23 protein-coding genes are annotated in these 24,448 nt (G+C 71.9%); 11 read left to right on the top strand and 12 right to left on the bottom strand.

Translation table 11 applies throughout. The annotated features are described in order from the left end of the window. Positions 1-16: 16 nt before the first annotated feature. Entirely contained in the window at positions 17-1,093 is a 1,077-nt protein-coding gene (locus ACQKQD_RS12625; RefSeq protein WP_427508513.1) for an acyltransferase family protein, read from the bottom strand. Positions 1,094-1,268: 175 nt separating this feature from the next. Next, positions 1,269-1,421 (bottom strand): hypothetical protein, encoded by a 153-nt coding sequence (locus ACQKQD_RS12620; RefSeq protein ID WP_020091203.1) that lies wholly within the window; start codon positions 1,419-1,421, stop codon positions 1,269-1,271. A gap of 211 nt (positions 1,422-1,632) precedes the next feature. Here ACQKQD_RS12620 and ACQKQD_RS12615 point away from each other — a divergent pair, with 211 nt between their 5' ends. Beyond that, on the top strand, positions 1,633-2,370 hold the full coding sequence (locus ACQKQD_RS12615) for a sugar transferase (RefSeq protein ID WP_427508512.1): 738 nt from the start codon (positions 1,633-1,635) through the stop codon (positions 2,368-2,370). Between the two features lie 54 nt (positions 2,371-2,424). Continuing rightward, positions 2,425-2,655, top strand: a complete 231-nt coding sequence (locus tag ACQKQD_RS12610; RefSeq protein WP_020091201.1) for a hypothetical protein — start codon at positions 2,425-2,427, stop codon at positions 2,653-2,655. Positions 2,656-2,976: 321 nt separating this feature from the next. On the opposite strand, the gene ACQKQD_RS12605 is transcribed toward ACQKQD_RS12610, so the two are convergent. Continuing rightward, positions 2,977-3,843 carry a glycoside hydrolase family 16 protein gene (locus ACQKQD_RS12605; protein WP_427508511.1) on the bottom strand — a complete coding sequence of 289 codons (867 nt, stop codon included), beginning with the start codon at positions 3,841-3,843 and terminating at the stop codon, positions 2,977-2,979. Positions 3,844-4,049: 206 nt separating this feature from the next. Between ACQKQD_RS12605 and ACQKQD_RS12600 the strand changes: the two genes are divergently transcribed. Then, positions 4,050-5,075, top strand: a complete 1,026-nt coding sequence (locus ACQKQD_RS12600; protein ID WP_427508510.1) for a glycosyltransferase family 2 protein — start codon at positions 4,050-4,052, stop codon at positions 5,073-5,075. Between the two features lie 31 nt (positions 5,076-5,106). On the opposite strand, the gene ACQKQD_RS12595 is transcribed toward ACQKQD_RS12600, so the two are convergent. The 4 genes from ACQKQD_RS12595 to ACQKQD_RS12580 form a co-directional block, all read right to left on the bottom strand. Further along, positions 5,107-5,415, bottom strand: a complete 309-nt coding sequence (locus tag ACQKQD_RS12595) for a hypothetical protein (RefSeq protein ID WP_427508509.1) — start codon at positions 5,413-5,415, stop codon at positions 5,107-5,109. Positions 5,416-5,587: 172 nt separating this feature from the next. Beyond that, complete coding sequence (locus ACQKQD_RS12590) at positions 5,588-5,893, bottom strand: hypothetical protein (protein ID WP_020091197.1); 306 nt, start codon at positions 5,891-5,893, stop codon at positions 5,588-5,590. Between the two features lie 317 nt (positions 5,894-6,210). Beyond that, on the bottom strand, positions 6,211-6,438 hold the full coding sequence (locus ACQKQD_RS12585) for a hypothetical protein (RefSeq protein ID WP_020091196.1): 228 nt from the start codon (positions 6,436-6,438) through the stop codon (positions 6,211-6,213). A 100-nt stretch (positions 6,439-6,538) separates the two neighbouring features. Then, on the bottom strand, positions 6,539-6,760 hold the full coding sequence (locus ACQKQD_RS12580; RefSeq protein WP_020091195.1) for a DUF6894 family protein: 222 nt from the start codon (positions 6,758-6,760) through the stop codon (positions 6,539-6,541). A gap of 406 nt (positions 6,761-7,166) precedes the next feature. Between ACQKQD_RS12580 and ACQKQD_RS12575 the strand changes: the two genes are divergently transcribed. Further along, on the top strand, positions 7,167-8,552 hold the full coding sequence (locus ACQKQD_RS12575) for a UDP-glucose dehydrogenase family protein (RefSeq protein ID WP_042672177.1): 1,386 nt from the start codon (positions 7,167-7,169) through the stop codon (positions 8,550-8,552). A gap of 369 nt (positions 8,553-8,921) precedes the next feature. Here the strand turns inward: ACQKQD_RS12575 and ACQKQD_RS12570 are convergent, their stop codons facing one another. The 4 genes from ACQKQD_RS12570 to ACQKQD_RS12555 form a co-directional block, all read right to left on the bottom strand. After that, a complete protein-coding gene (locus ACQKQD_RS12570) occupies positions 8,922-9,749 on the bottom strand; it encodes a LuxR C-terminal-related transcriptional regulator (RefSeq protein ID WP_020091193.1) in 828 nt (275 codons plus the stop codon). Positions 9,750-10,534: 785 nt separating this feature from the next. Further along, positions 10,535-11,773 carry a glycosyltransferase gene (locus ACQKQD_RS12565; protein ID WP_427508508.1) on the bottom strand — a complete coding sequence of 413 codons (1,239 nt, stop codon included), beginning with the start codon at positions 11,771-11,773 and terminating at the stop codon, positions 10,535-10,537. Further along, a complete protein-coding gene (locus ACQKQD_RS12560) occupies positions 11,770-14,142 on the bottom strand; it encodes a GumC family protein (RefSeq protein WP_427508507.1) in 2,373 nt (790 codons plus the stop codon). The genes ACQKQD_RS12565 and ACQKQD_RS12560 overlap by 4 nt, the downstream gene beginning before the upstream one ends. Positions 14,143-14,240: 98 nt before the next feature. Next, positions 14,241-15,530 carry a polysaccharide biosynthesis/export family protein gene (locus tag ACQKQD_RS12555; RefSeq protein ID WP_091980308.1) on the bottom strand — a complete coding sequence of 430 codons (1,290 nt, stop codon included), beginning with the start codon at positions 15,528-15,530 and terminating at the stop codon, positions 14,241-14,243. A gap of 354 nt (positions 15,531-15,884) precedes the next feature. Here ACQKQD_RS12555 and ACQKQD_RS12550 point away from each other — a divergent pair, with 354 nt between their 5' ends. The 7 genes from ACQKQD_RS12550 to ACQKQD_RS12520 are packed head-to-tail and all read left to right on the top strand — an operon-like array spanning position 15,885 to position 22,497. After that, positions 15,885-16,433 (top strand): acyltransferase, encoded by a 549-nt coding sequence (locus tag ACQKQD_RS12550; protein WP_026604627.1) that lies wholly within the window; start codon positions 15,885-15,887, stop codon positions 16,431-16,433. Between the two features lie 13 nt (positions 16,434-16,446). Beyond that, on the top strand, positions 16,447-17,475 hold the full coding sequence (locus ACQKQD_RS12545; protein WP_020091188.1) for a Gfo/Idh/MocA family protein: 1,029 nt from the start codon (positions 16,447-16,449) through the stop codon (positions 17,473-17,475). Continuing rightward, complete coding sequence (locus ACQKQD_RS12540; protein ID WP_020091187.1) at positions 17,472-18,587, top strand: DegT/DnrJ/EryC1/StrS family aminotransferase; 1,116 nt, start codon at positions 17,472-17,474, stop codon at positions 18,585-18,587. The genes ACQKQD_RS12545 and ACQKQD_RS12540 overlap by 4 nt, the downstream gene beginning before the upstream one ends. Continuing rightward, entirely contained in the window at positions 18,571-19,602 is a 1,032-nt protein-coding gene (locus ACQKQD_RS12535) for an NAD-dependent epimerase/dehydratase family protein (protein WP_056524962.1), read from the top strand. The genes ACQKQD_RS12540 and ACQKQD_RS12535 overlap by 17 nt, the downstream gene beginning before the upstream one ends. After that, positions 19,599-20,735: a DegT/DnrJ/EryC1/StrS family aminotransferase gene (locus tag ACQKQD_RS12530; protein WP_427508506.1), complete on the top strand. Its 1,137-nt coding sequence runs from the start codon at positions 19,599-19,601 to the stop codon at positions 20,733-20,735. Before ACQKQD_RS12535 ends, ACQKQD_RS12530 begins: the two co-directional genes overlap by 4 nt. After that, entirely contained in the window at positions 20,732-21,532 is an 801-nt protein-coding gene (locus tag ACQKQD_RS12525; protein ID WP_427508505.1) for a polysaccharide deacetylase family protein, read from the top strand. The genes ACQKQD_RS12530 and ACQKQD_RS12525 overlap by 4 nt, the downstream gene beginning before the upstream one ends. Continuing rightward, positions 21,529-22,497 carry a glycosyltransferase family 2 protein gene (locus tag ACQKQD_RS12520; protein WP_427508504.1) on the top strand — a complete coding sequence of 323 codons (969 nt, stop codon included), beginning with the start codon at positions 21,529-21,531 and terminating at the stop codon, positions 22,495-22,497. The genes ACQKQD_RS12525 and ACQKQD_RS12520 overlap by 4 nt, the downstream gene beginning before the upstream one ends. Before the next feature lie 260 nt (positions 22,498-22,757). Here the strand turns inward: ACQKQD_RS12520 and ACQKQD_RS12515 are convergent, their stop codons facing one another. Further along, entirely contained in the window at positions 22,758-24,446 is a 1,689-nt protein-coding gene (locus ACQKQD_RS12515; protein ID WP_427508503.1) for a glycosyltransferase, read from the bottom strand. Between the last annotated feature and the right edge of the window lie 2 nt (positions 24,447-24,448).

Raw genomic sequence — 24,448 nt, 5'->3', positions numbered from 1 at the left:
GGGACGCGCGAGCGGATTACGGGCCGACCAGCGCGGAGGCGCCGACCCGCCGGCGCGGGGCCCGCAGCAGCCGGCGTGCGGGCCGCTCCAGGAGCCGCCACGACAGTTCGGCCAGCAGCAGCGTCAGCATCAGGTCGAGCGCCATGGAGACCGAGCGCGGTCCGGCGACGTCGAGGCCGACGAGGGCCAGCACGCGCTCCGCGTGGAGCGGCACGTGGAACAGGTAGGCGGCGTAGCTGATCACGCCGATCCGGCGCAGCCACGGGATCTCCAGGAGGGCGACCGCGCGGCCCTCCCGCGCCTCGACCACCTGCAGCAGCAGCAGCGCCGCCAGGACGCCGCTGAGGCGGCCGAGAACGAGCCACCAGCCGGTCGGCGCGATCAGGAGCGGCAGGGCCACGAACAGGGCCAGCACGCCGGCCAGGGCGGCGTCGCGGGCGAGCCAGGCCGGGAGCGGCCGGGTGCGCAGGCCGGCGAGGCCGCCCAGCGCGATCAGTCCGACATTGGCCAGGGTGTCGACGTCGAAGCACCGCGGCGCGGCGCCCGCCCGCCACAGGGCACCGTGCGCCAGGACGCTGATCCCGACCAGGAGCCAGCACAGCGTGCCGAGGTGGCGCCGCGGCAGGAACAGGGCCGCCGGCGCGAACAGCAGGTAGAATTGCTGCTCGACCGCGAGGCTCCAGAGATGGCCGAGCTCGGTGCCCCAGCCGTTCAGCTCGATGTAGATGTTGGTGACGTAGAACCACGTCGCGAGCTTGAACGCGTCGTTGCCGAGACTGGCCGGGTCGCCGGGCCGGACCGTGTAGAGCACGAACAGGAAGACGTAGTAGACCGGCACGATCCGGGCGACGCGATTCCGGTAGAACAGCCCGAGGCTGCCGAGCGGGGTCGACGCGCCCGCCTCCACGGCCGTGCGGGCCGCGGCGAGGATCCGGACGATCAGGAAGCCGCTCAGGACGAAGAACAGCCACACGCCGGCCGTGCCGAGGGCCTCGGTCCTCGGGCTCGGCGCCTTGTGGCTGACGAAGACCATCAGGAACGCCAGGGCCCGCAGGCCGTCGAACCCGTTGATGCGGCGCTCTGAAGGGGCCACGGCGCGTCCTGTCCGGTGATCGGCCGCGCCGCGCCGGGGCAGAACGCGCCCGCGCGGCCGGGTCCGGCCGGGAGGGCCGGGCAGCCCGGTTTAGACCGGCCCCCGCGCGGGGGGGCCTTACCTCGATCGGCGGACGGGACCTCCCCGAAAGCGGTCCCGCCGCCCGGTAGGGCCGTCAGCGGCGGCGGATGAGCAGGACGACGAGGCCGACGGCGACGGCCGCCCCGGCCTGGGCGGCCAGCAGCGCGAGCAGGAACCCCTTCGGTAGAACAACCGCGAAACCGATCGCTCCTCCAATCAGTGCAGCGAACACCAGCACGACCAGCAACGCCTTACCTCCATTGATGGATCGGCGGCCGTCTTGTTGCCGAACCGGTCGTGGGCCCAGTGTTGTCGCAAGGGTTCCGCCCGCGATCGACGCCCCTTCGGACCGGCCGAGCGCCGCCGAAGGCGGCTGCGGCGAGGCTGGCCGAACCGGCCGGCTGCGCGCGTCGCTCCGCAAGTTCCGATCCCGTCTCACCCCGAGTCAAGGAGCCGACATGTTGCGCCCGGCTGGGACCCCGACGCCGATCGAGTCGTCGACGCCGCAGGATATGGTCGAGACGCTGAACGAGGCGTTGGTCAAGACATTGCCGGCCCCGCGGCAGGCCGGCCCCGGCCTCCGGGCGAGCTGGGCGATGAAGCGCGTCCTCGACGCGACGATCGCGCTGACGGCGCTCTTCCTGCTTCTGCCCCTGCTGCTGTTCATCGCCCTGCTGATCTGGGGCAGCGACGGCCGGTCGCCGATCTTCCGACACAAGCGCCTCGGCCGGCACGGGCGCCCCTTCGGATGCCTGAAGTTCCGGTCCATGGTCGCGGACGGCGACGCGGTACTGGCGCGGCATTTCGCCGAGAATCCCGAGGCCCGGGCGGAGTGGGAGGCGTCCTTCAAGCTCACCCACGATCCCCGCGTCACGGCGCTGGGCCATGTCCTGCGCAAGACGTCCCTCGACGAGCTGCCGCAGCTCTGGAACGTGCTGCGCGGGGAGATGAGCCTCGTGGGGCCGCGGCCGATCGTCCAGGCCGAGGTCGTGCGCTACGGCGCCGACTTCACCGCCTGCTTCTCCGTTCCGCCGGGCCTGACCGGCCTCTGGCAGGTCTCCGGGCGCAGCGACACGGGCTACGCCGAGCGCGTCGCCCTCGATTGCGCCTATGCCAGCCAGTGGAGCCTCCGCCGCGACCTCGCCATCCTGCTCAAGACGGTTCCGGCCGTGTTGAGCCAGCGCGGCAGCCGCTAGGGCCATGACCGGTCGGCCGCGCCGCGCCCGCCGCGCCCGCCGCGGAGCGCGCCGATGAAGGGCATGATGCTCAACGCCCTGCTGGGCGTGATGCTGGGCCGCTTCGGCTCGGTCTGGCGGCTGCTGGTCTTTGTCCCGATCGTCGCGGCCGAGGTCGGCTACGGCCTCCTCGTCTACAACCTGAGCGCCGGCGCGTGCCTGCGGCGCGGGACGGCGCTGCTGGTCTGCGGGCAACTGGCCTTCCTGCTCGGCGCCCTGCTGCGGCCCATCGCCAACGAGCGGTGAGCCGTCCGGGCCCGGTGCGGCCCGGCGCGGCGAAGCGGACACGTCAGGCCGGATCCTCCTCGGCGGCCGGCGCCTGAAGGCAGAGCCGCCAGAACTCCACGAAGCCGGCGGCGTACGCGGCGATGACGAGGCTCGACCAATGCATCGCGTGGCTCCGGGCGCGTTCGAGGGCCCAGCCTGCCGCGGAGACGTTAAGATTTAGCCCGGCCCGGTGTCGGGTCCGGTGTCGGGTCCGGTTCCAGGGTCCGGTGCCCGGCGCGGTGTCATGTGTGGTCCGATGCCCGGGGCGGTCGCCGGTGCGGCGTCCGCCCGCCGGTGCGGCTAGCGGCAGACGATCGATTCCTTGAAGCCGCACGGATCGCCCATCCGGGTGAACGCGACCCGCTCGAACAGCGCGGTGACCGGCTGTCCCGAATACTCCGTCGGTCCGAGCCACGACGCGAAGTCCGGGCCCTGTCCCGACCAGACGCTGAGCATGATCTTGCTCGGATGGGAGGGAAGCGGCCGGTCGGTCGTGCCGACGACCTCGCGCAGCAGGCGTCCGTTGACGTACCAGCGCAGGCGGTCGGGCAGCCACTCGAAGGCGTAGTCCGCGGTGGTGGTCGCGGCGTCGAAGCCGAGGGCATCGAGGCTGACGTGCTCGCCGACGCCGCCGACGAAGTAGTTGAGCTGGACCTTGCTCGTGTCCTTGCCGAGCCACTCGAAGTCGATCTCGTCGTTCGTCCGCCGGTCGCCGTTCTCGGGGCCGTTATAGGTGAAGAATGCCGAGACCATGCCGGACCCGGTGCCGGCCCGCATCCGGACCTCGTAGGTGCCGTAGCCGTAGCGCTCGCGGGTCTGGATCTCGGCGCAGCTGAAGGGGCGCTCCTTGTAGGTGATGTCCGTCAGGGACAGCGAGAGTTCGCCGGGCGTCGCGATCCGGGCGCGGTGCTTCGACCACGTGCAGCCCTGCCAGTCGCCGTTGACCCAGCCGTCCGAGACGTACCAGCGGCGTTCGTTCAGGGTGCTGAACAGCTCCACGAAGGATGCGCCGCCCTGGGCAGCCTGGGCCGCGGCGGGAGAGGCGGGAGAGGCGGCCTGGGCCGCGGCCGGCGGCGCGGCGGTCTCGCCCGCGCTCGCGGGATAGGCCTGCAGGAGAAGCGTCGCCGCCACGCAGAGGCGGCGGCCCGGGCCGGACCAGATCGTCATGCGCACGTCCTCAAACCAGTCGCCGCAGGATCGCGGCGGCGCGCATCGTAGCGGCGGGGGCGGCTCCGGCCGGGGATCATTCGGACGATCCGGCCCGGGGCCGGCCCACTCCTTTCGGACGATCTCGCGCGCCGCGCCGGGGTCGCCCTAACGTGCCGGCGGACCGGCCGCGGCGCGGACCGGCCGGAGAGTCGCGGAGTCGTCCGGTGCGCAGCTTAGAGGCCTCGTCCCCCGTCCCGGAGGTCTGCGTCATCATCGCGGCCCGGGACGCCGCGGACACGATCGCGACCGCCGTCGCCTCGGCGCTCCGGCAGCCGGAGGTCGCCGAGGTCATCGTGGTGGACGACGCCTCCGCGGACCCGACCGGCGCGGCCGCCGCGGCGGCCGACGACGGTACCGGCCGCCTGCGGGTTATCCGGCTCACCGAGAATGTCGGGCCGGCCGAGGCCCGGAACCGCGCCATCGCGGCCGCCCGCGCCCCGCTGCTCTGCATCCTCGACGCCGACGACTACTTCCTCGAGGGCCGGCTCGGCCGGCTCCTCTCCGCGCCCCGGACCTGGGATCTGATCGCCGACGACATCGTCATGGTCCGCGGCCGCGAGGCGGCCTCCGCCGCCGGCCTCGTCACCGGACCGGGGCGGCCGCAGCGGCTCACCCTCGCGGCCTTCGTGAGCGGCAACATCCCCCGTCCCGGCGCGAGCCGGCGCGAGCTCGGCTTCCTGAAGCCGATCATGCGGCGGGGTTTCCTGGACCGGCAGGGGCTGCGCTACGACGCGCGCCTGCGGCTCGGGGAGGATTACGCCCTCTACGTCGAGGCGCTGGCGGCCGGGGCGGTGTTCGCCGTGACCGCGCCCTGCGGCTACGTCGCGGTCGAGCGCTCGAACTCGCTGAGCGCGCAGCACCGGACGGACGACCTCGGGGCGATGCTGGCCTTCGACGACGCCATGCTGGGCCGGCCGGGTCTCGCCCCGGAGGCGCGGGCGGCCCTCCGGGCCCACCGCGTCGCCACGGCGCGGCGCTGGCAGCACCGGCGCGTCCTCGACCGGCGGCGCGCCCAGGGCTACGCGGCGGCCCTGCGGGAGCTGCTCGGCACGCCCCTGGCGTGGCGCCACATCCTGTCGGTGACCCTGGCGGCCAAGCTCGCGCGCCTCGTGCCCGCGTCCGTGCCGGAGCGGGAGACCGGTCCGCGCCTGCTCCTCGGACCGGAGCGCCGCCTCGAGCCGGCGCGCTGAGCCGGCGCTGGGCCGGGCCGGCAGCGGCGCGTCAGCGGTCGCGCTCCTCCCTGCGCGCCCGCACGGCTGCCACGTCGGACCGGACCTCGTCCAGCGCGCTGCGGACCCGCTCCAGGGCCGTCGAGACCGTCGCGTCCAGGTCCGGATCGACGGCGTCCGGCGCCGTGCCGTGACGGAAGCCGTCCAGCAGGTAGGGCATCATCTTGCCGTGGAGCGCCGTGTAGGCACCGGGACTGGACAACTCGTAGACGACCGCGAGAGCGTGATAGGCTCGGACGAGAACCTCGAGCGCGACATCCGCGCTGCGCGCCCCCCGATCGCAATCATCGCTGCCCATCATCGTGCTTGATAATTTATTGCTGCCCCGTCCGCCGGGTAACATGCCCACCTAAGACTGTCGACGTCGGGAGCCATTGCAATCTTCGATCCCCTATGGCGCGGGGCCGTTTATCCGCGCGCCATGGCTCGACTGCAACAGTCACTGAATAGCGGGGGGCAATTCAAGGTCTCGTCTAGCCGCGGAGCTGCCGCGTCGGCCGGATCATTGTGGCGATCTTGGTCTCGACCTCGACCAAAACGCTGTTCACAAGGTGAAGGGCGCCGTCAACTGTACCGGTTGTCAGGCTCTCGTCGCGGCTCGTCTCCTGGATGATGCGGAAATTGTCCTCGACGAACGCGCGGATCTTCTGCTGAACGTCGACGAACTCTCCCGGATGGGCCGTCTCGTAGAGGAGCGCCAGGGCCAGGTAGGCGCGCCCCACCATGTCCAGCGCCAGGGTCGTGCTGACCTCAGAATGTCCGGCGTCCGGGGGCGACACGACGACTGAATTTCCTGTCGGATGTTAGTTATTTACACTATCACGGACTTTATTCGGCGCCAACCACGCCGATGATCGGTGATGTGGATTCTGCATTGATTTCCGTCGACCGTGGGCCGGTCCCCGGCGGGGCGGTCGGTGCCCGGTCGGAGCGCCGACACGACGCGCGCGGGCGCCGCGCCCGCCAGCAATCCTCGCCACAGTGATCAACGGACCGCCGGCAGGCCGGTCCGGGTGAGCCCGGCTCGGGTGGTGAGACGCGTCCCATCGCGTGCGGCGCGGGCTCCGTGACCGTCCCGGGCCGATCGCGCGCGGCGTTAACGGCCGGCGGTGGCCCGGCGCTCGGCGCGGTCTTGGCCCGGCGCCAGATCCTGCGCGATCCGCAGCTTGAGCGCGAGGATCCGGTTGTGTCGCGCCATCGCGAGGAGCGACTCGGCGGTCCCGACATCGCCGCGCATCCGCAGCGCGTGGGCGGCCAGCGCCATCTGGGCAGCCATCGCGTCCGCCTGGCGGGCGGCGTGCGGGACGTTCTGGGAGAGGGGCATTCCGGATGGCCACGGTTCGAGGGCTCAGCCGATCCTCCGGACGATCCGTTAACGATATCTTAATGGCCGCACCCCCGCGCCGTCCGAGCGGCGCGGGCCGTCACTTCCGGATGGGCAGGCGGCCGACCAGCCAGCCCTCCTCGTTGCGCACGAGGAGGGTCCAGGGCGGCTCCCGGCCGTTTCCCGTAATCTCATCGGCCATCTCGGCGATCACGCTACGCGCCTCGATCAGGGCTTCCTCGAGGCCAGCGGCCTCAACCCCCACGTGGTCGTGGATCGTCTCCTCGGCATTTGCGATCTCGAAGTAGAAACGCGCCGCCAACAGGGTTCTCCTCCGCCGGAACTCTTCGGGGAGTTCAGTTCTATAGACCGGTGTTAGCATCTTAGCCGTTCGCGCTCCCGGACAAAGCGGTCGGGAAAAAGCAGCCTGTCTTTGACAATTCGGGTGATGCGCCGGGAAAATGTTCGCGCGATCGTCGACCGGCGTCGCCGGATCAGCCGAATGGCGTAGCCGCCCGGCCGCCGCCATGGCCGGATGGCGATGTAAGGCGCGGTTCGGGGCGGCCCGGCTGCCGGTTCGGGACGGGCCGCGGCGGGGTCGGGCCGGTCGGGCCGAATCGTCGCCGCTAAGCCCGATCGGCAGAGCCGCGTACGCCTAAGATATGATGTTGGTGGCCCTGTCGGGCCGCCGTAGACCCGAGCGTCGGTGCGATCGCGGCGAGGATTCCATGAACATCACGATGGTCGGGTCGGGCTATGTCGGTCTGGTCTCTGGCGCGTGCTTTGCGGATTTCGGCCACACGGTCGTGTGCGTCGACAGCAATCGCGGCCGGATCGACGCACTGAATGCCGGTCGGATGCCGATCTACGAACCGGGCCTCGAGGCCCTGGTCGCCGAGAACGTCCGCCAGGACCGCCTGTCCTTCATCACCGACCTGGAGACGGCGGTCGGTCAGGCCGACGCGGTCTTCATCGCGGTGGGCACGCCCTCCCGCCGCGGCGACGGCTTCGCCGACCTGAGCTACGTCTACGCGGCCGCCCGCAGCATCGCGCGCGCACTGCGCGGCTTCACGGTGGTGGTGACCAAGTCGACCGTGCCGGTGGGCACCGGCGACGAGGTCGAGCGCATCATCCGCGAGACCAACCCCGAGGCGCAGTTCGCGGTCGTCTCGAACCCCGAGTTCCTGCGCGAGGGCGCGGCCATCGCCGACTTCAAGCGCCCCGACCGCATCGTCGTCGGCACCGACGAGCCGCGGGCCGTGGCGGTCATGGAGCAGATCTACCGCCCGCTCTACCTCAACGCCGCGCCGATCGTCGCGATGAGCCGCCGGACGGCCGAGCTGACCAAGTACGCGGCGAACGCGTTCCTCGCGGCGAAGATCACGTTCATCAACGAGGTGGCGGACCTGTGCGAGGCGGTGGGCGCGGACGTGCAGGCGGTGGCGCGCGGCATCGGCCTGGACAACCGGATCGGGTCGAAGTTCCTGCACGCCGGGCCGGGCTACGGCGGCTCGTGCTTCCCCAAGGACACGCTGGCCCTGGTCAAGACCGCGCAGGATGCGGGCACGCCGCTGCGGCTGGTCGAGACGGTGGTGGCGGTCAACGACCAGCGCAAGCGCGCGATGGCGCGCAAGGTGATCAAGGCCTGCGGCGGGTCGGTGCGGGGCAAGACGATCGCCCTCCTCGGCCTGACCTTCAAGCCGAACACCGACGACATGCGCGACGCGCCCGCGCTGGCGATCGTGGCGGGCCTGCAGGACGCCGGCGCCGTAATCCGCGCCTACGATCCCGAGGGCATGGAGCAGGCGCGCCCGCTCCTGCCCGGCGTCGCCTTCGCGGAGGACGCCTACCACTGTGCCGAGGGCGCAGACGCTCTGGTCCTCGTCACCGAGTGGGACGCGTTCCGGGCCCTCGACCTCGACCGGCTGCGGGCGGCGATGCAGCGACCGGTCCTCGTGGATCTCCGCAACGTCTACCGGGCCGCCGACGTCCGGGCGCACGGCTTCGCCTACAGCAGCGTGGGCCGCCCTGACGAACCCGGTGACCAGCCCGGCGACGAGTCCGAGATCCCGCCGGCTCTGCCCCCCGCCGACGCCGTCGCCGGGACCGCGTGAGGCGCGGCCGGGCCCGCGGAACGCGGGCCCGTCGTCGCCCGGCGCCGATGAGGGCGGCGGACGGGAGCCCCGCCGATCCGCTGGACGATCCCCCGTACGAGCGACCCGGCGCGCGGCCGCTCCGGCCGCGGGGACCGCGCCGGCGCGCGGGGCGAGAGGACGGGGAGGCCGATCCGCGGCGTCGGGACCGGGCCGGTGGCGCCGCGCCGATCCGCCGACCGCTCGGCGGGACGGTCGGACGCGAAACGGGTCCCCTCGCGGGCCGCCCGGGCAGGCGACCCACGAGGAGACCCCGAAGCTCCGTCCGGCCGCGCCGGACCGAATTTCTGCCAGGGCGGCCCCGCCGCGGCGGGGCCGGCGCCCGAGCGATCAGGCCGCCGGAGCCTTCACGCTCGCCAGGCTGGAATCTTCCCGGAGGAAGTACTTGTTGGTCAGGTAGGCGACCTCGGTCCGGTTCTTGGCCTTGAGCTTCTTCATGATGTTGCGGACGTGAACCTTCACGGTGCTCTCGCACATGTTGAGTTCGTACGCGATGATCTTGTTCGGCGTCCCCTTCCGGAGCGCCCGCGCCACGCAGAGCTGCCGCGGCGAGAAGATGTCGTCGTCCCCGGCTTCGACCGGCTCGTCCACCTTGATGTTGGCCAGCAGGGGGAGGAGGCATTCGGCCGGGATGTAGACGCCGCCGGCCTGCACGAGCTGGAGCGCCTGCAGGGCGATGTCCACGGAGGTCGTCGTCGGGATGTAGCCTTTGACGCCGAGCTTGATGATCCGCACGATCTGGTCGAGGTTCTCGCCGTCCGAGATGACGGCCACCGGCGGAGCACCGGCCTCGCCCTGCAGGAACGCCAGTTCCCGCGTGATCTCGGTCCATTCGGTCTCGGTCAGGTTGCCGTCGGGCCGGCAGAGCACGACCACGCTCGCGGCGACGAACGGCGTCTGCCGCTTCCACGATTCGATGTCCGCGAAGACTTCGAACGACGTCTGCCGGTCGGCCTCGCTGAGCGAGGCGGCGAGGCATCGGCCGACGAGCTGGCGTCGATCGATGATGACGATGCGGCTGGCGCGGCCCCGGGACTGGTCCCGTTGCTCGACGACGACCGGGTTGTCACCGGCATGTGCACCCGAAAAGCCGCGGCGGCTTTCGGCCGTGTCCCGCTCAACGAGGGTGAGCGCGTCTCGAGTACCAAGACTGGCCATAGAAAATTACCTCCTTTCGAAGGAAGCCGAATGTCAGCGATGACGGGATACCCAATGCGCTCGCCGACGGCGTGACACTGAGATACGCGGTGGCGCCGGTCGCCTTGGGGCGATTGCCGATGACCACGGATACAATGCTAGCTTTCGTAAAATCGTCTGTAAATACCCTATTTGAATCTTAACCCTTAAATTGCAGGGCTAAATACAATCATCGCGCACTACGTACGTACATAGTGATTTGTTTGATTGCGCACGACGGTGTTGGTGGAGAGATGCATTCGCAAGATCATTCGCCGTCTGTGGTGGTCCGATTCAAGATCTTTTCGAATGTAGTCGCTCAGATGTCGGTTTTAAGAATATCGAAACTTTGTCTTATTCGGAACTACTTGTTGCGTGGTCGTATCGGTGGGACTTCGAGGGCAATTCAATGATCTCGGTGCGATGTAGGTATTCGTGACGGGAGTATTCGAGGGATGAGGGCCCGCTGTACCTGACTGAGGCTAAAAGGCAACATGCGTACTCGGTTGTTTACCCTGTTGGGGTCCGAGTACTGATTTCATCGGTGCGGCGCTGTACCAAACGGCACGCTCCGCGGGAGGAGAGGCCGCCCCGCGCGCCGTCCGACGCGACGGGCGAATCACTGGCGGATCCCTGCCGGGATCCGGAATCGCCGCGGCGGCGATCGAGAGCGCTCTCCGCCGAAGTGGATACCGGTTCGGCGTGAGAGAGCGCGTCAAGACAAAGGACTAGAGCCGTGCCCGATCGCAACGCGATCGGGCACGGCTCTAGTCCAGCCGGACCAGGAGATCGCGCATGCCGCCGACATCGACGAACGTGCCGAGGTCGCGGCCGAGCAGGCCGGCATGTCGCTCCGCGTAGGCCTCCGGCGTGAGCGTCCGCAGGAACGCCGTCACCGAATCGGCGAGCGGCTCGGGAAACGCCCAGCCCAGGCGCTCCGACACCGCGTAGCGTCCGGTCGCCGTCGCGGCGCGCGCCAGCGTCAGGGCGCCGCACAGGCCGCCCTCGTAGAGCCGGTTCGGCAGTAGCCAGTCCGAATTCAGTCCATCATCGAGGTAATCGACGGCCCAACTGAAGTGGATCCCGCTGTAGATCTCCGGAAGGTCGCGGGGATTGGCGTAGGGGCCGCGGAACGACATGTTCGGCCGGCCGTCCAGCGTGTCCGCCAGGGCGCGCGGGGCGATGTCCTCCTCGGAGAGGCGCCCGGCCAGGACGATCCGCACCGAGTCGCCGAGGGCGTCCGCGATGGCGGCGAGGATCGTCAGGCTCCGGCGGCAGCGCAGCGTCCCGAACCAGCCGATCACCCAGGGCGGTTCCGCCGTCCGGGTGCGGTCGAGCCGGGTCGTCACCTCGCCGAGGCGGTGGCCCATGACCTTGTTCTCGAGGAGGTGCCACGCGCCGGCGAAGCCCTGGACCGGCCGGAAGTACCGGTCGATGAAGTCCGGGGCACTGACGACGAGGAGGTCGCTGCGGCCGAGGATCCAGCGCTCGACCGCGCGGGCGATCCGTCCCGGCGCGTCCGGCCGCACCATCAGCCGCTGGATGTCGAGCACCTCGTAGACGAGGCGCGCGCGGCTCCCGGCGAGGCGCGCCGCAGTCCAGGCCACGAGGGCCATGTCGAGGTTGCGCACGTAGATCACGTCCGCCGCGCGCAGGTCGCGCCGGCGGCGCAGCGCCCGGGCGATGCCGACGGCGAGGCGCGGCAGGCGGCGGGCGTAGTTGCGGTCGACGGTCAGGCCGAGGGGGACGATGTCGTCGGCCACCGGGGCCTCGGCCGGCACCGCGCCGGGGCGGTCCCGCTCGAAGGCGTACACGATGACCGACCAGCCGGCGTCCCGGATGGCGTCGACCCGCTTCCGGACCGTGGGCTCGGCCCGGTCGTGCCCGAAGAAGGCGACGCGGCGGCCGCGCGGGGTCGCGGAAACCGCGAAGGCCGGGGTCGGGGCGGCCCGGGCCGGCACGAAGGCCGCCACCCGGTCGAGGCCTTCGGCGCGCGGGCCGGTCACGAGGCCGCCTGGGTCGCGCCGCGGGCGCTGCGCCGGGCCGCGGTCCAGCGGCTCAGCGCGCCGCGGAGGCCGCCGCGCCGGACCGTCTGGCCGTCGTTGGTCTTGTTGAGCACGACGCCCAGGACGGTGCTGCCGCTCGACTCGAGATCGTGCACGGCGGTGGCGACGTCGTCGATGCTGGTCCGGCCCGCCTCCACCACGATGATCAGGCCGTCGAGCGTGTCGAGGAGCGGCCGGAGCGTGGGGAGCTCGTCCACCGGGGGCAGGTCGACGACGACGCGGTCGAGGGCGGGGCGGTCGAGGGCGGGGCGTCCATCCCCAAGCACCGCGGCGACGCCCTCCGGGGTCATCAGATCGCTGAAATGGGGATCGTTCGGGTGGCGGTTGCCGCAGGCGAGCAGGCGGACCTCGCCGGGCTGGGGGCGGACCGCCTCGGTGGCGTCGCAGCGGCCGGCGAGCACGTCGAGGAGGCCGCGGTGCTCGGTGGCCTGGCTGAGCCGCGAGAGCGTCCCCTGCCGGACGTCGGCGTCGATCATCAGCACCCGCCCGGAACTCGCGCGGGCGCGGGCGAGGAGCTGGCCGAGATTGCTCGCGAACAGGGTCTTGCCCGCGCCGGCCCCCACCGACGTGACGCCGATCGCGAAGACCGGGCCGCGGCGGTCGCTGCCCAGGACGTGGGCCTTGAGGCTGTGCAGGCGCTCGACGAACACCGATTGCGGCATGAACCGCACGGCGCTCGCCCGGAACGCCTCGATGCTGGCCGGACGCTGCGCCTCGTTGGCGTGGGCCTGCGCCAGGGCCAGCGCCGCCCGGAAGCCGGGCTCGCGCCGCAGCTCGGGGAGGGCGGCGAGGCAGGTCAGGCCGTGGCCGGTTAGCTGCCGGGGCGTGCGGATCGTCCGGTCGAACCAGTGCCGCGCGAAGGCGCCGCTCACGCCGAACCCGGTGCCAACCAGGAGGCCGAGCAGCATGATCAGGCTGCCGCGGGGCGCGCTCGGGGATTCCGGCACGGTCGCTGGCGTGATCACGTGGGCGGAGGGCTGCGGATAGGATTGCTGGTTGACGGCGTCGATGTAGCGCTGGAGCAGGTTGGTGTAGATCTGGTCGTAGGTCTCGGCGGTGCGGTCGAGCTCCCGCGCCTTGACGCGGGCGTTGCTCATGATCAGCGTCTTCGAGATCAGGGCGTCGAAGGCCGCCGTCATGCTGTCCTCGCGCGCCTTGGCGACCTCGAAATCGTGGTCGAGGGACACGGCGAGGCGCTCGAGCTCGGTGCGCAGCGACTGCTTGGCCGCCAGGATGTCCCGCTGGATCGCCTGGACCGCCTCGTGGTCGGGGCCGAGGCGGCGCTTCAGGTCGTCGGCGCGCTGCACGAGGTCGACGTACTGCCGGCGCAGCTGGATGATGACGCTGTCCTTGAACGCCTCGGTGATCCCCGGATCGGCGATGTCGGAATCGAGGAGCCCGCGGATCTGGTCGCGCACCGCGCGGGCGTCGACGGTCTTGGACCGGGCTGCGGCCACCGCGGTGTTGAGCTCCTCGACCTGCTGCTCGCCCACGAGGCCGCGCTTGCCCAGGTCGATGATGGTGTGCTCGGCCTTGTAGGTCTGGGCCTCGCGCGAGGCCTGGCTGGCGCGCTGCTGGAGTTCCTTCAGGCGCGGCAGCATCCACTCGCCGGCGACCTTCCAGACCTGGGCCCGGTTCTCCAGCTCGGTGCTGACATAGGCCCCGGCCACCGCGTTCGCGACGGCGGCCGCCGTGGCGGGATTGTCCGCGCTGTAGCCGACCTCGATCACGTAGGCGGCGCCGATGCGGCTGGCCTCGACGTTCTCGCGCAGCGTCCGTGCCTGGCGCAGGTCCGGGCTGACGGGGGCGGGTTCCTGGACCGGCCGCTCGGCCCCGATCAGCCGGAGGGGGAGCGCCTTGGCGGCCTTCACGAACTCCCGGACCTTCGCGACGAGCGGGTGCGTCGGCGCCGCCAGATCCTTCAGGGCCGACTCGTCGAGCCGGTGCACGGCGGCGAGCGCGATCTTCTCCGAGCGGATGTACTCGACCTGGCTCTCGACCTCGGCGATCTCGAGCGGCGTCCCGGCATTGGGCGTGTCGCGGGCCGTCACCGGGCTTGAGCGGCTCTCGATGTAGACGCGGGCCCGGGCCGTGAAGATGGCCGGCGCCGTCGCGACGTAGATCCCGGCGCAGACCAGCCCGACGGCGGCGAAGGCCAGGATCGACCGCCAGTTCTGCCGCGCGATGGTCAGGATCGAGACCTGGGACTCCGTCTCGGGCGAGAAGGGCTGGCCGCGCCAGGCTCCGGTCCCACCGGGGCGGGTCGCACCGATCGGCAGGAAGGACGCGCTGGTCGAGTGTCGGTTCATGGATCTCTCCTCACCGCGGCGGTCACCGCCTCGGGGCGCTATCCGTCAAAGGGGACGCCGGCTCGGCCCGATGGGCGCGTCGAGCCGGGGCGGGTGGGTCAGTTCTGGCCGGCCCCGTCGCCGACGCCCCGCATGGCGGGATCCGGCTTGAGCGCGATCTCCACGACGTCGCCCGGCAGCAGCTCCGTGTCCTCGGCGGCGTCGATCTGCGTCTTGGCCGGTCCGCTCTGCCGGAAGACCGCGATCGCCGCCTGCGCGCGGCTTCCGGACAGGAGCTGCGCCCGGAGGGCGCCGGTATAGACCAGCTTGTCGTTGATGCTGTTCAGGCGCGACCGGTACGTCGCCAGGTTGTTCTCCGCGACCTGGAGCTTCTCCAGGGCGTCCATGGCCTGCACGTCGTCGACCCGCTCGAGCTTGCGGGCGACGTCGCTCTTGTCGCGCTCGAGCTGGGTGAGCTGGACCGTCGTCTGCAGCGCGCGGGTCGAGGAGAGCAGGACGGCGCGCCGCGCGTCGGTCAGCCGGGTCGTGACCACGGCGCCGCGCTGGAAGAGCGCCCGCACGGTGTCGTAATCCTCGGCGTCGGCGGTGACGCCCTCCTTCTCCTTGACCTGCTGATCGCTGAGGCTGGTGAACTGCGTCTGCGTCCGGTTGAGGGAGCGCTGCAGGTGGTCCTTCTCCTTGGCGATGTCGGTCATCTGCACCCGGAGCTGCTGCTCGGCGAGCTTCTGCGCCGGGGTCGCGCGGCTGCCCGGGGCGACGTCCGCCGGCGGCGGGGACTTGTCGCCCCGCGACGCGGCGACGACCGCCTTCAGGCGCCAGATCGTGGCGGATTCCCGCTGGATGCTCGCCCAGGTGCTGTCGTACTCGGCGCGCAGGTTCGCCGTCTCGACGACGGGGTTCTCCATCCTGAACCGCAGGAGGTTGTAGCCGCCCGCCAGGGCGATGGCCTGCCGCACGGTCATGCCCGGATGGAACGGGTGCTCGCCCTGCTTGGTCACGTCGCCGCTCAGGTAGACCGGCTGGTACTTCGAGATCCGCACCCCGATCTCGTCGGGCTCGAGCACGGCGATCGATTCCTTGCCCTCGGAGTTGCGCTGCCGCACCGCCTTGGCGGGCAGCGACTTCTGCAGGCTCTGGCGCAGCTCCGCGACGGTGAGCCCGGCGGCCGGCACGTCCCCGAGCAGCGGGACCATGACGGTGCCGTCGGTGGAGACCGTCGCCTCCTGCTTGAAGGTCGGGATGCTGAGGGCCGTGACCTCGATCGTGTCGCCGGGCCCGATGCGGTACTCCGCGGCCGCCGGCAGCGCCGACACGGCGAGCAGGCACGCCGCGAGACCGGCGCGGCCGGCGCGGGCGGTGGCGCGGGTTGCCGCGGTCTTCGTCGACATCTTCGACACGCATCGTCCCCTTAAGGCTCGCCCTCGGAACCCGGGCGCGGCGGTCGAGCGGCAGGACCGCGCCGGCCTCACGGGCTCATGAGGGCTGAGACGGCATGATGCGTAACGGCCGAGCCAGCCGGGACTCCTCCAAATGGCGGGCGCGGGCATCCTTGCCGGGGCGGGGGCTTCGCCTTTCGACGTAGGCACCCTGGCCCGAACGGTGCGCCGGGCCGGGGAGGGGTCACACCGGATGGGCGCCGTTCGCCTTTCGACGGACGAACCGCATCGAAAGCCTGGGTTCCCGGCCGTCCGCAGCTCTGTGCAGTTTTGACGCACAGAAGTTCGGCGGAAGGAGCGGCGGGTATGCCGATTACCGATGCAGATATTGGGGCGGATGTGGGGATCTTCTACCCGGATCTAGTCAATATTTATGGATGTCGAATCGAAAGCGGTTCGCGCATCGGCCCCTTCGTGGAGATCCAGCGCGGCAGCCGGATCGGCCCGCGCTGCAAGATCTCCTCGCACAGCTTCATCTGCGCGGGCGTCTCGATCGGGGCCGAGGTGTTCGTCGGCCACGGCGTGGTCTTCACCAACGAGCTCTACCCGGAGGCCACCAACGCGGACGGGAGCCTGAAGCGGGACGGCGAGTGGGAGCTCGTCGAGACCGTGGTCGAGGCCCGCGCCTCCATCGGCTCCAACGCCACCATCGTGGCGGGGATCACCATCGGCGAGGGCGCCCTGGTCGGCGCCGGTGCCGTCGTCACCCGGGACGTCCCGGCCTTCGCCATCGTCGCCGGATGCCCCGCGCGGGTCGTCGGCGACACCCGCACCAAGCGCGCCGAGAGCGCCGCGCGCGCCCGTTCCGTCCAGTCGCCGCGGCCCGAGCCGGCCGAGCCTCTGCAGGTTGCTTGAGGGGAATGCAGTCATGATCTCGATCGGTATCGTCGGATACGGCTACTGGGGGCCGAACCTCGCCCGGTGCACCTCGGAGAGCGAGCGCTGCCAGCTGGTGGCCATCGCCGACCAGTCGCCCGCCGCGCTCGGCCGGGCCGGCAAGCGCTACCCCGCCGTCCAGCTCCATCAGGACTGGCGCGACCTCGTGGCCGATCCCGCGATCGACGCCGTCATGGTGGCGACGCCGGTGAGCTCGCACTTCGAGATCGCCATCAACGCGCTGCGGGCCGGCAAGCACGTCTTCATCGAGAAGCCGATCACGCCCTCGGCCTTCGAGGCCCGGCTGCTGATCGAGGAGGCGGCCAAGCGCAACCTGCGGCTGATGGTGGACCACACCTTCGTCTACACGGGCGCGGTCGAGAAGATCCACGAACTCATCACGACCGACGCCATCGGCGACGTGTTCTACTACGACTCGACCCGGGTGAACCTCGGCCTGTTCCAGCGCGACGTGAACGTGATCTGGGACCTGGCGGTCCACGACCTCGCGATCCTCGACCACATCCTGGACCTCGCCCCGGTGGCGATCTCGGCGAGCGGCACCGGCCATTTCAGCGGCCGCCCCGAGAACATGGCCCACCTGACCGTCTTCTACCCGCGCGGCGTCGTCGCGCAGATCAACGTCAACTGGCTCGCGCCCGTGAAGGTGCGGCAGACGCTGATCGGCGGCAGCAAGAAGATGATCGTCTACAACGACCTCGACCCGATCGAGAAGGTCAAGGTCTACGACCGCGGCGTCACGGTCGGCGGCGGCTCGGACGACATCACCGAGCTGATGGTCTCCTACCGGACCGGCGACATGTGGTCGCCGCACCTGTCCTTCCGCGAGGCGCTGATCGTCGAGATCGAGCACTTCGCCGACTCCATCGAGAACGGCACCGCGCCCATGACCGACGGCCACAGCGGCCTGCGCGTCGTCGAGATGCTCGAAGCCGCCATGCGCTCCCTGCGCCAGAACGGCACCCCCATCGACCTCATGCCACTTGCGAGGGCCTCGTGATCCCATTCCTCGACCTCAAGGCGCAGTACGCGGCGATCGGCGGCGACGTCGAGACCGCGGTCCTCAACGTCCTGCGCAGCGGCGACTTCGTCCTCGGCCCGGCGGTCAGCGCCTTCGAGGCGGCCTTCGCCGAAGCCTGCGGCGCCCGCCACGCGGTCGCCGTCAGCAGCGGCACCGCGGCCCTGCACCTCGCCCTCCTCGCCCTCGACATCGGTCCGGGCGACGAGGTGATCACGGTCTCGTCGACCTTCGTGGCGACGGTGGCGGCGGTGCTGTACGCCGGCGCCACTCCGGTCCTCGTCGACATCGACCCGGTCGACTGGACCATGGACCCGGCCCTGGTCGAGGCGGCGATCACGCCCCGCACCAAGGCGATCCTGCCGGTGCACCTGCACGGCCGGATGGCCGATCTCGACGCGCTCGGCGCCATCGCCCGGCGCCACGGGATCGCCCTCGTCGAGGACGCCGCCCAGGCGCATCTCGCCGAGCGCGGCGGCCGCAAGGCCGGCACGATCGGGGATCTCGGCTGCTTCAGCTTCTATCCCGGCAAGAATCTCGGGGCCTACGGCGAGGGCGGCGCCATCGTCACGGACCGGGACGACCTCGCCGAGGCGGCCCGCTGCCTGCGCGACTGGGGCCAGCAGGGCAAGTACAACCACGTCCGCCACGGCTTCAACCTGCGCATGGACGGCGTCCAGGGCGCGGTGCTGGGGGTCAAGCTCCCGCACTTGGAGGGCTGGACCCGCGCCCGCCAGGCGGTGGCGGCGGAGTACGGGGCGCGGCTCGCGGGCCTCGGCCTGGAGCTTCCGGCCCCCGCCGGCCTCGACCACGTGTTCCACGTCTACGCCGTGTCGACGGCGGACCGCGAGGGGCTGCGCCAGTACCTCAACGCGGCCGGTATCGCCACCGGCATCCACTACCCCGTCCCGGTCCACCGGCAGCCCGCTTACAGCCACCTCGACGACGGTGCCGGCCGCCTGCCGGTCACCGAGCGGCTGGCCGCCCGGACCCTGTCCCTCCCGATGTTCCCCGAGATGACGTCCGCGCAGATCGACACTGTCTGCCGGGCCGTCGCCAGCTACTGCGAGGTCGCCGATGCCCAAGCTGCGTGAGGTCACCAAGGGAAGCCGGTTCAGCGGCGACCTGCGCGGGACCCGGATCCTGGTCACGGGCGGATCGGGCTTCATCGGCTCCCACATCATCGACCTGCTGGTCGAGGCCGGCTGCGACGAGATCGTGGCCATCGACAACATGATCCGCGGCCGCCCCGAGAACCTCGGGGACGCCCTCGGCTCCGGCCGCGTCCGCCTCGTCCAGGGCGACATCCGCGACCGCGCCCTGATGGACACGCTGGTCAAGGGCACCGACGTGGTGTTCCACCAGGCGGCCCTCCGGATCACGCAGTGCGCCGCGGAGCCCCGCCACGCCTTCGAGGTGATGGCCGCCGCGACCTTCAACCTGCTGGAGAGCTGCGTCGAGGCCGGCGTCGCCAAGGTCGTGATGGCCTCCTCGGCATCGGTCTACGGGATGGCGGAGGTCTTCCCGACGACCGAGAAGCACCACCCCTACGACAACCGGACCCTGTACGGCGCCGCCAAGTCCTTCGGCGAGGGCCTCCTGCGCTCGTTCAACGACATGCACGGGCTCGACTACGTGGCGCTCCGGTACTTCAACGCCTACGGTCCGCGGATGGACCTGACCGGCCGCTACACCGAGGTCATGGTCCGCTGGATGCAGCGCCTGGCCGAGGGCCAGTCGCCGATCGTGTTCGGCGACGGCCTGCAGACCATGGACCTCGTCCATGTCCGCGACATCGCCCGGGCCAACATCCTGTCGGCGATCTCGCCCGCCACCGACGTGGTGCTCAACGTCGGCACCGGCGTCGAGACCTCGCTGGTCGACCTCGCCGGCCACCTCACCCGGATCATGGGCCGGGACGGCACGCCGCTGGTCCACGAGGCCGAGCGGGCCGTGAACCCGGTGCCCCGGCGCCTCTGCGACACGAGCCTCGCCAAGGAGCTGATCGGCTTCGAGGCGAAGATCGGGGCGGCCGAGGGCCTCGCCGACCTTGTCGCCTGGTGGCAGGACGAGTCCCGCTCGGACCACCTGCGGCGGGCGCTCGCATGATCCCGATCGCCAAGCCCGAAGTCGGCGCCCCCGAGGCCGAGGCCGCCGCCGCCGTCGTCCGCTCCGGATGGCTGACCCAGGGGCCGCAGGTCGCGGCCTTCGAGACGGAGTTCGCCGCGATCGTCGGCGCGCCCCACGCCTGCGCGGTCTCGAACTGCACCACCGCGCTGCATCTCGCCCTGCTCGCCGCCGGGGTCGGCCCCGGCGACGAGGTGGTGACGGTGAGCCACAGCTTCATCGCCACCGCCAACGCCATCGCCCAGTGCGGGGCGACGCCGATCTTCGTCGACATCGACCCGGCGACCTACAACATGGCCCCGGACGCCGCCGCGGCGGCGATCACCGAGAAGACGAAGGCGATCGTCTGCGTCCACCAGATGGGCATGCCCTGCGACCTGGAGGCGATCGCCGCGATCGGGCGCCGCTCCGGCATCCCGGTGATCGAGGACGCCGCCTGCGCCATCGGCTCCGAGCGGCTCCAGGGCGACGTCTGGCGGCCGATCGGCAGCCCGGCGGGCGACATCGCCTGCTTCTCGTTCCACCCGCGCAAGGTGCTGACCACCGGCGACGGCGGCATGATCACCACCGCCAACGCCGCGTGGGACCGGACCTTCCGGCTGCTGCGCCAGCACGGGATGAGCGTCTCCGACATCGCCCGCCACGGCAGCGCCAAGGTGGTGGTCGAGGCGTACTCCATCGCGGGCTTCAACTACCGGATGACGGACGTGCAGGCGGCCATCGGCCGGGAGCAGCTGAAGCGGCTGCCCGACCTGATCGCCCGGCGCCGCAACCTCGCCGACGGCTACCGCGCGCGGCTGGCCGACCTCCCCGGGGTGACGCCGCCGCTTGAGCCGATGGGGCTGCGCAGCAACTGGCAGAGCTACTGCGTCCGCCTCCCGGACGACGCGGACCAGCAGGCGGTCATGCAGGCGATGCTCGACCGGGGCATCGCCACCCGCCGGGGCATCATGTGCGCGCATCTGGAGCCGCCCTACGCGGAGGCGCCGCGGCGGTTCGCGCTGCCCGAATCCGAGCGGGCGCGCGACCACGCGATCCTGCTGCCGCTCTACGCGGCGATGACGGAGGCGGAGCAGGACCAGGTCGTCGACGGCCTGCGCGACGCCCTGCGATGATCCCCGCACCGGTCAAGAGCCTCGCCCGGACGGTCGGCCTGACGCGCCCGCGCGTCGCCGCCGCCCGGATGGCCTGCGAGCGCACGACGCTCGCCCTCGCCCGGATCCGGCGCCCGGCGCCGGGCGGCCGCATCCTCTGCTACCACTCGGTCGGCCAGTCGGAATGCGGCGTCAACGACGTCTCTCCCGCGCGCTTCCGCCACCAGCTCGAGCGCGCCCTCAGCCTCGGCTACCGCTTCGTGCCGGCGGCCACGATCGCCGACGGGCGCGGCGGCGCGCGGGATCTCGCCATCACCTTCGACGACGGCTGGCGCAGCGTCCTCAGCGGGGCGGCGCCGGTCCTCAGCGATCTCGGGATCCCCTGGACCCTGTTCATCGTGTCGGGCTGGCTCGACCGGCCCGAGAGCGCGCCGCCGGGCATCCTGGGCTGGCGCGCCATCGAGGCGCTCGCGGCCAACGGGGTCGAGATCGGCAGCCATTCCGTGACCCACCCGGATTTCGGGCGCCTCAGCGCGGAAGAGGCGGCCGAGGAGCTGGAGGAATCCCGGCGCGCCATCGGGGCCCGCCTCGGCGTCCTGCCCGACTCCTTCGCGATCCCCCTGGGGCAGTCGGCGAACTGGACGCGGGCGGCCACCCACGCGGCCCGGGAGGCGGGCTACCGGATCGTCTACGCGCAGGCGGTGGAGACCCGTCCCGCCGGAACCGTGGCGCGCAGCTTCGTCACGCAGTTCGACAACGATCTCGTCTTCGGTGCCCTGCTCCGGGGCGCCTACGACGCCTGGGAGGAGTGGGTATGAACCGACCCGCGCAGCGCCGCGTCTCCGTCGTGGTGCCCACCTGCAACCGGCCCGCCTTCCTGCGCGAGGCCATGGCGAGCATCCGCGCACTGGAGGGCCCCGACCTCGCCTTCGAGATCATCGTCGGCGACAACGGCGCGGCGGGCCCCGCCGCCGAGGTCGCCGCCGCGTTCGGCGCGATCCACGTCCCCGTCGACCGGCCCGGCGCCGGCGCGGCCCGCAATGCCGGCCTGACCCGGGCGAGCGCGCCCTACGTGGCGTTCCTCGACGACGACGACGTCTGGCAGCCGGCGCATATCCGGGAGCATCTGCGCCTGTTCGAGGCCGATCCGGAGCTCGGGGTCGTGTTCGGGCAGATCGTCACCGCCGACCACGACCTCGTGCCGACCTACGGCCCCTGGCCGCCGGAACTTCCGACCGACAAGGGCGCGCTGCTGCGCCGCATGCTGAGCGGCTACTTCCCGCAGATCGGGGCGACGGTGGTGCGCCGGACCGTCGTGGACGCGATCGGCCTGTTCGACGAGGCCCTGCTCGGCGATCAGGACTGGGACTGGCAGCTGCGCGCCGTCCGCGGCCACGGCGTCGGCTTCGTCGCCGCGCCCTGCGTGCATTTCCGGCAGCGTCCGGCCGGGACCTTCGACCGCCTGATCGCCCGCCGGATCCACTTCACCCGCCTCGTCTTCCGACGCCACGCGCCGGCGCTCGGCGTCTCGCGTCTCGCGGCCCTGCGGCTCTATTTCGGGACTGTGCAGGGCTACTACGACGCCCTGCTGGACGCCACCGAGGCCCACATGGCCCGCGGCGATCGCCGCGCCGCCGCGGGGGCGTTCCTCACGGCTGTCCGCCTGATGCCGCACCGGGCGATCCGGCAGGCCTTCCGGCCGACGCGCGTGCGCGCGGCCCTGCTGGCGCTGGCCGCCGGGGCGGCCGCGCGGCCGCTGACCGCCGACCCGAAGACGCGCTGAGCCCGACAAGGCTGTCGCTCCGCGGCGCGGACCCTCCAGGGGCCCGCGCCGCGGAGCGCGCTCGCGCTGTCCCTGTGGTGTTCGGCGGGCCGCCCAGGATTCCGCGCGGTCCTGGCGGCTCCGCCGCCCCTGCGGCGGCGCGCGGGCCTTCGTCACGCAGACCAGTGAGGGCTGTGGAGGCGCGGGCGGGCGACCCGGCCTCCCGCGACGCGCGCCGTCCGGCGTGACCGATCCGCGGCCACCCGGGCCCGGGGGCGGCCTCAGGCGCCGGGGATCTGCGCCCGGAGCCGCAGCGGGCCGAACCGATCCTTCACGTTGCGGACCAGCCATTCCGGGAGGAGAAGCCGCACCGGCTCCCAGAGGCCGGAGAAGTCGCCGGCGCGGCGCAGGGCCAGCCAGGAGGCGACGCGCTGGCGCAGCGGCAGCATGCCGATGTAGTTCTTGGTCATCTCCGACACGGGGAAGTCCGAGCCGAACATGTCCTGGTGGCGCAGGTCGGGCTCGCCGAGATGGGGCGCCTCGGCCGGGCCGGGCGCGCCGGCCTCCGGGGGCAGGCGGGGCAGGGCCAGCGCCTGCGCGTAGATCGCGTCGAGTCCCGCCAGCCAGGCGGCCGGCGCGTAGAGGCCCGCGACCGCGGCGGCGCTCTCGGCGCCCGCGGTGTCCCGCGCCGCGGCGTCGGTGATGAGCGCCGTGAGGTGGGCCTCGTAGGCGGCCTGGTCGTGGGCGACCCGGGCCGTGACGTCGAGCCCCGGATGGTTGATCGCCACGATCTCCGCCGCCGCGGGGGCCTCGAACCGCGTGACCAGCGGCAGCCCGTAGGCGGCGGCCTCCAGCATCGAGGTCGACGACACGAACGGGTAGGAATCGACGTAGATGTCGGCCGCCTCGAAGAAGACCCGCGGGTCCGACAGCTCGGGATGGGCCGTGATGCGCCCGCCGGTGGCGGCCCGGGCCCGTTCCCAGTCGGCCCGCTCGCCGGGGCCGACCACGATGAGCCGGGCCCGCGGATGCGCCGCGAGGAGGTCGACGTGGCGATCCGCGTAGGTGACCGGCCCGACGTTGCGGTACTTGGCCCCCCGGGCCACCGAGACCAGGAGGACGCTGTCCTCCGGGACGCCCAGGGCCTGCTTGGCCGCGCTGCGGGCGCGCTGGCGCTCGGGCAGGGTGATCAGGGTCGGCAGCAGGAGGCTGCGGGCCGGATCGACGCCGCGCCGCGTGACGGCGAGCCGGCGCGCGGCCTCGCGCAGGTTGATCACCGCGTGGCTGATCCGCGTCCCGATCCAGAACAGGTGGTCGGCGTGGTTGAGGAGCAGGACCGGCGGGCTCTTCGCCGGATCCGCGAAGGCGATCAGCGGGACCACGTCCTCGCAGTGGATGTGCAGGACGACGACGTCGTAGCCGCGCGCGATCTGGCGCAGCTCCCGCGCCCAGGCGAGCTTGTCGCCCTTGTGGTGGTTCAGGTGGTGGATCCCGCCGCCGCTCTCGCGCACCGCGGCCGTGATCCGCCCGTCGACCGGGCCGCGATGCTGGGTCAGGGCGACGCCGTTGACCCGGTTGCGGTCGGCGCCGATCCAGAGCGCGAGCATCTTGGTGAGGCCGCCCACCGGGGCGAGCTGCGTGCAGACGTGGAGGACCCGCCGGTACGGAGCCCCGTCGGCCCGCGCGCCGTCCGGGCCGCCGCCGTCGAGGGTCCGGCCGATCCCGGTCATCAACCGTTCGAGGCGCGGGCTCGCGAACACGCCGCAGTGCCGGTGCGCCGCCAGGGTCGCCGCGATGGCGGTCTCGACGGCCGCGCCAGCATGGTTGCCGGCCGCCGCGAGACGCTCCGCGTGCCGCACCCGGGCATCGAAGGCCGCGAAGTTCGACCGGATCCGCCCGGCGCGGGACGCCGTCCCGCCCGCGGGTTCCCCGTCGCCGTCACGGACGGGTTCAAACGCGCCTTTGACCATCA

The organism is Methylobacterium sp. NPDC080182 (assembly GCF_050281105.1).
In the GTDB taxonomy this organism is placed as follows: Bacteria; Pseudomonadota; Alphaproteobacteria; order Rhizobiales; family Beijerinckiaceae; genus Methylobacterium.
Note: the sequence above shows the minus strand (reverse complement) of the source record. Positions and strands in the feature narration are given on the sequence as shown.

Coding starts and splice junctions, on each gene's coding strand:
- ACQKQD_RS12615 (WP_427508512.1), top strand. CDS start 1,633: ATGTTGCGCCCGGCTGGGACCCCGACGCCGATCGAGTCGTCGACGCCG.
- ACQKQD_RS12610 (WP_020091201.1), top strand. CDS start 2,425: ATGAAGGGCATGATGCTCAACGCCCTGCTGGGCGTGATGCTGGGCCGC.
- ACQKQD_RS12605 (WP_427508511.1), bottom strand. CDS start 3,843: ATGACGATCTGGTCCGGCCCGGGCCGCCGCCTCTGCGTGGCGGCGACG.
- ACQKQD_RS12595 (WP_427508509.1), bottom strand. CDS start 5,415: ATGATGGGCAGCGATGATTGCGATCGGGGGGCGCGCAGCGCGGATGTC.
- ACQKQD_RS12585 (WP_020091196.1), bottom strand. CDS start 6,438: ATGCCCCTCTCCCAGAACGTCCCGCACGCCGCCCGCCAGGCGGACGCG.
- ACQKQD_RS12575 (WP_042672177.1), top strand. CDS start 7,167: ATGAACATCACGATGGTCGGGTCGGGCTATGTCGGTCTGGTCTCTGGC.
- ACQKQD_RS12570 (WP_020091193.1), bottom strand. CDS start 9,749: ATGGCCAGTCTTGGTACTCGAGACGCGCTCACCCTCGTTGAGCGGGAC.
- ACQKQD_RS12560 (WP_427508507.1), bottom strand. CDS start 14,142: ATGAACCGACACTCGACCAGCGCGTCCTTCCTGCCGATCGGTGCGACC.
- ACQKQD_RS12555 (WP_091980308.1), bottom strand. CDS start 15,530: ATGTCGACGAAGACCGCGGCAACCCGCGCCACCGCCCGCGCCGGCCGC.
- ACQKQD_RS12550 (WP_026604627.1), top strand. CDS start 15,885: ATGCCGATTACCGATGCAGATATTGGGGCGGATGTGGGGATCTTCTAC.
- ACQKQD_RS12545 (WP_020091188.1), top strand. CDS start 16,447: ATGATCTCGATCGGTATCGTCGGATACGGCTACTGGGGGCCGAACCTC.
- ACQKQD_RS12535 (WP_056524962.1), top strand. CDS start 18,571: ATGCCCAAGCTGCGTGAGGTCACCAAGGGAAGCCGGTTCAGCGGCGAC.
- ACQKQD_RS12530 (WP_427508506.1), top strand. CDS start 19,599: ATGATCCCGATCGCCAAGCCCGAAGTCGGCGCCCCCGAGGCCGAGGCC.
- ACQKQD_RS12525 (WP_427508505.1), top strand. CDS start 20,732: ATGATCCCCGCACCGGTCAAGAGCCTCGCCCGGACGGTCGGCCTGACG.
- ACQKQD_RS12520 (WP_427508504.1), top strand. CDS start 21,529: ATGAACCGACCCGCGCAGCGCCGCGTCTCCGTCGTGGTGCCCACCTGC.
- ACQKQD_RS12515 (WP_427508503.1), bottom strand. CDS start 24,446: ATGGTCAAAGGCGCGTTTGAACCCGTCCGTGACGGCGACGGGGAACCC.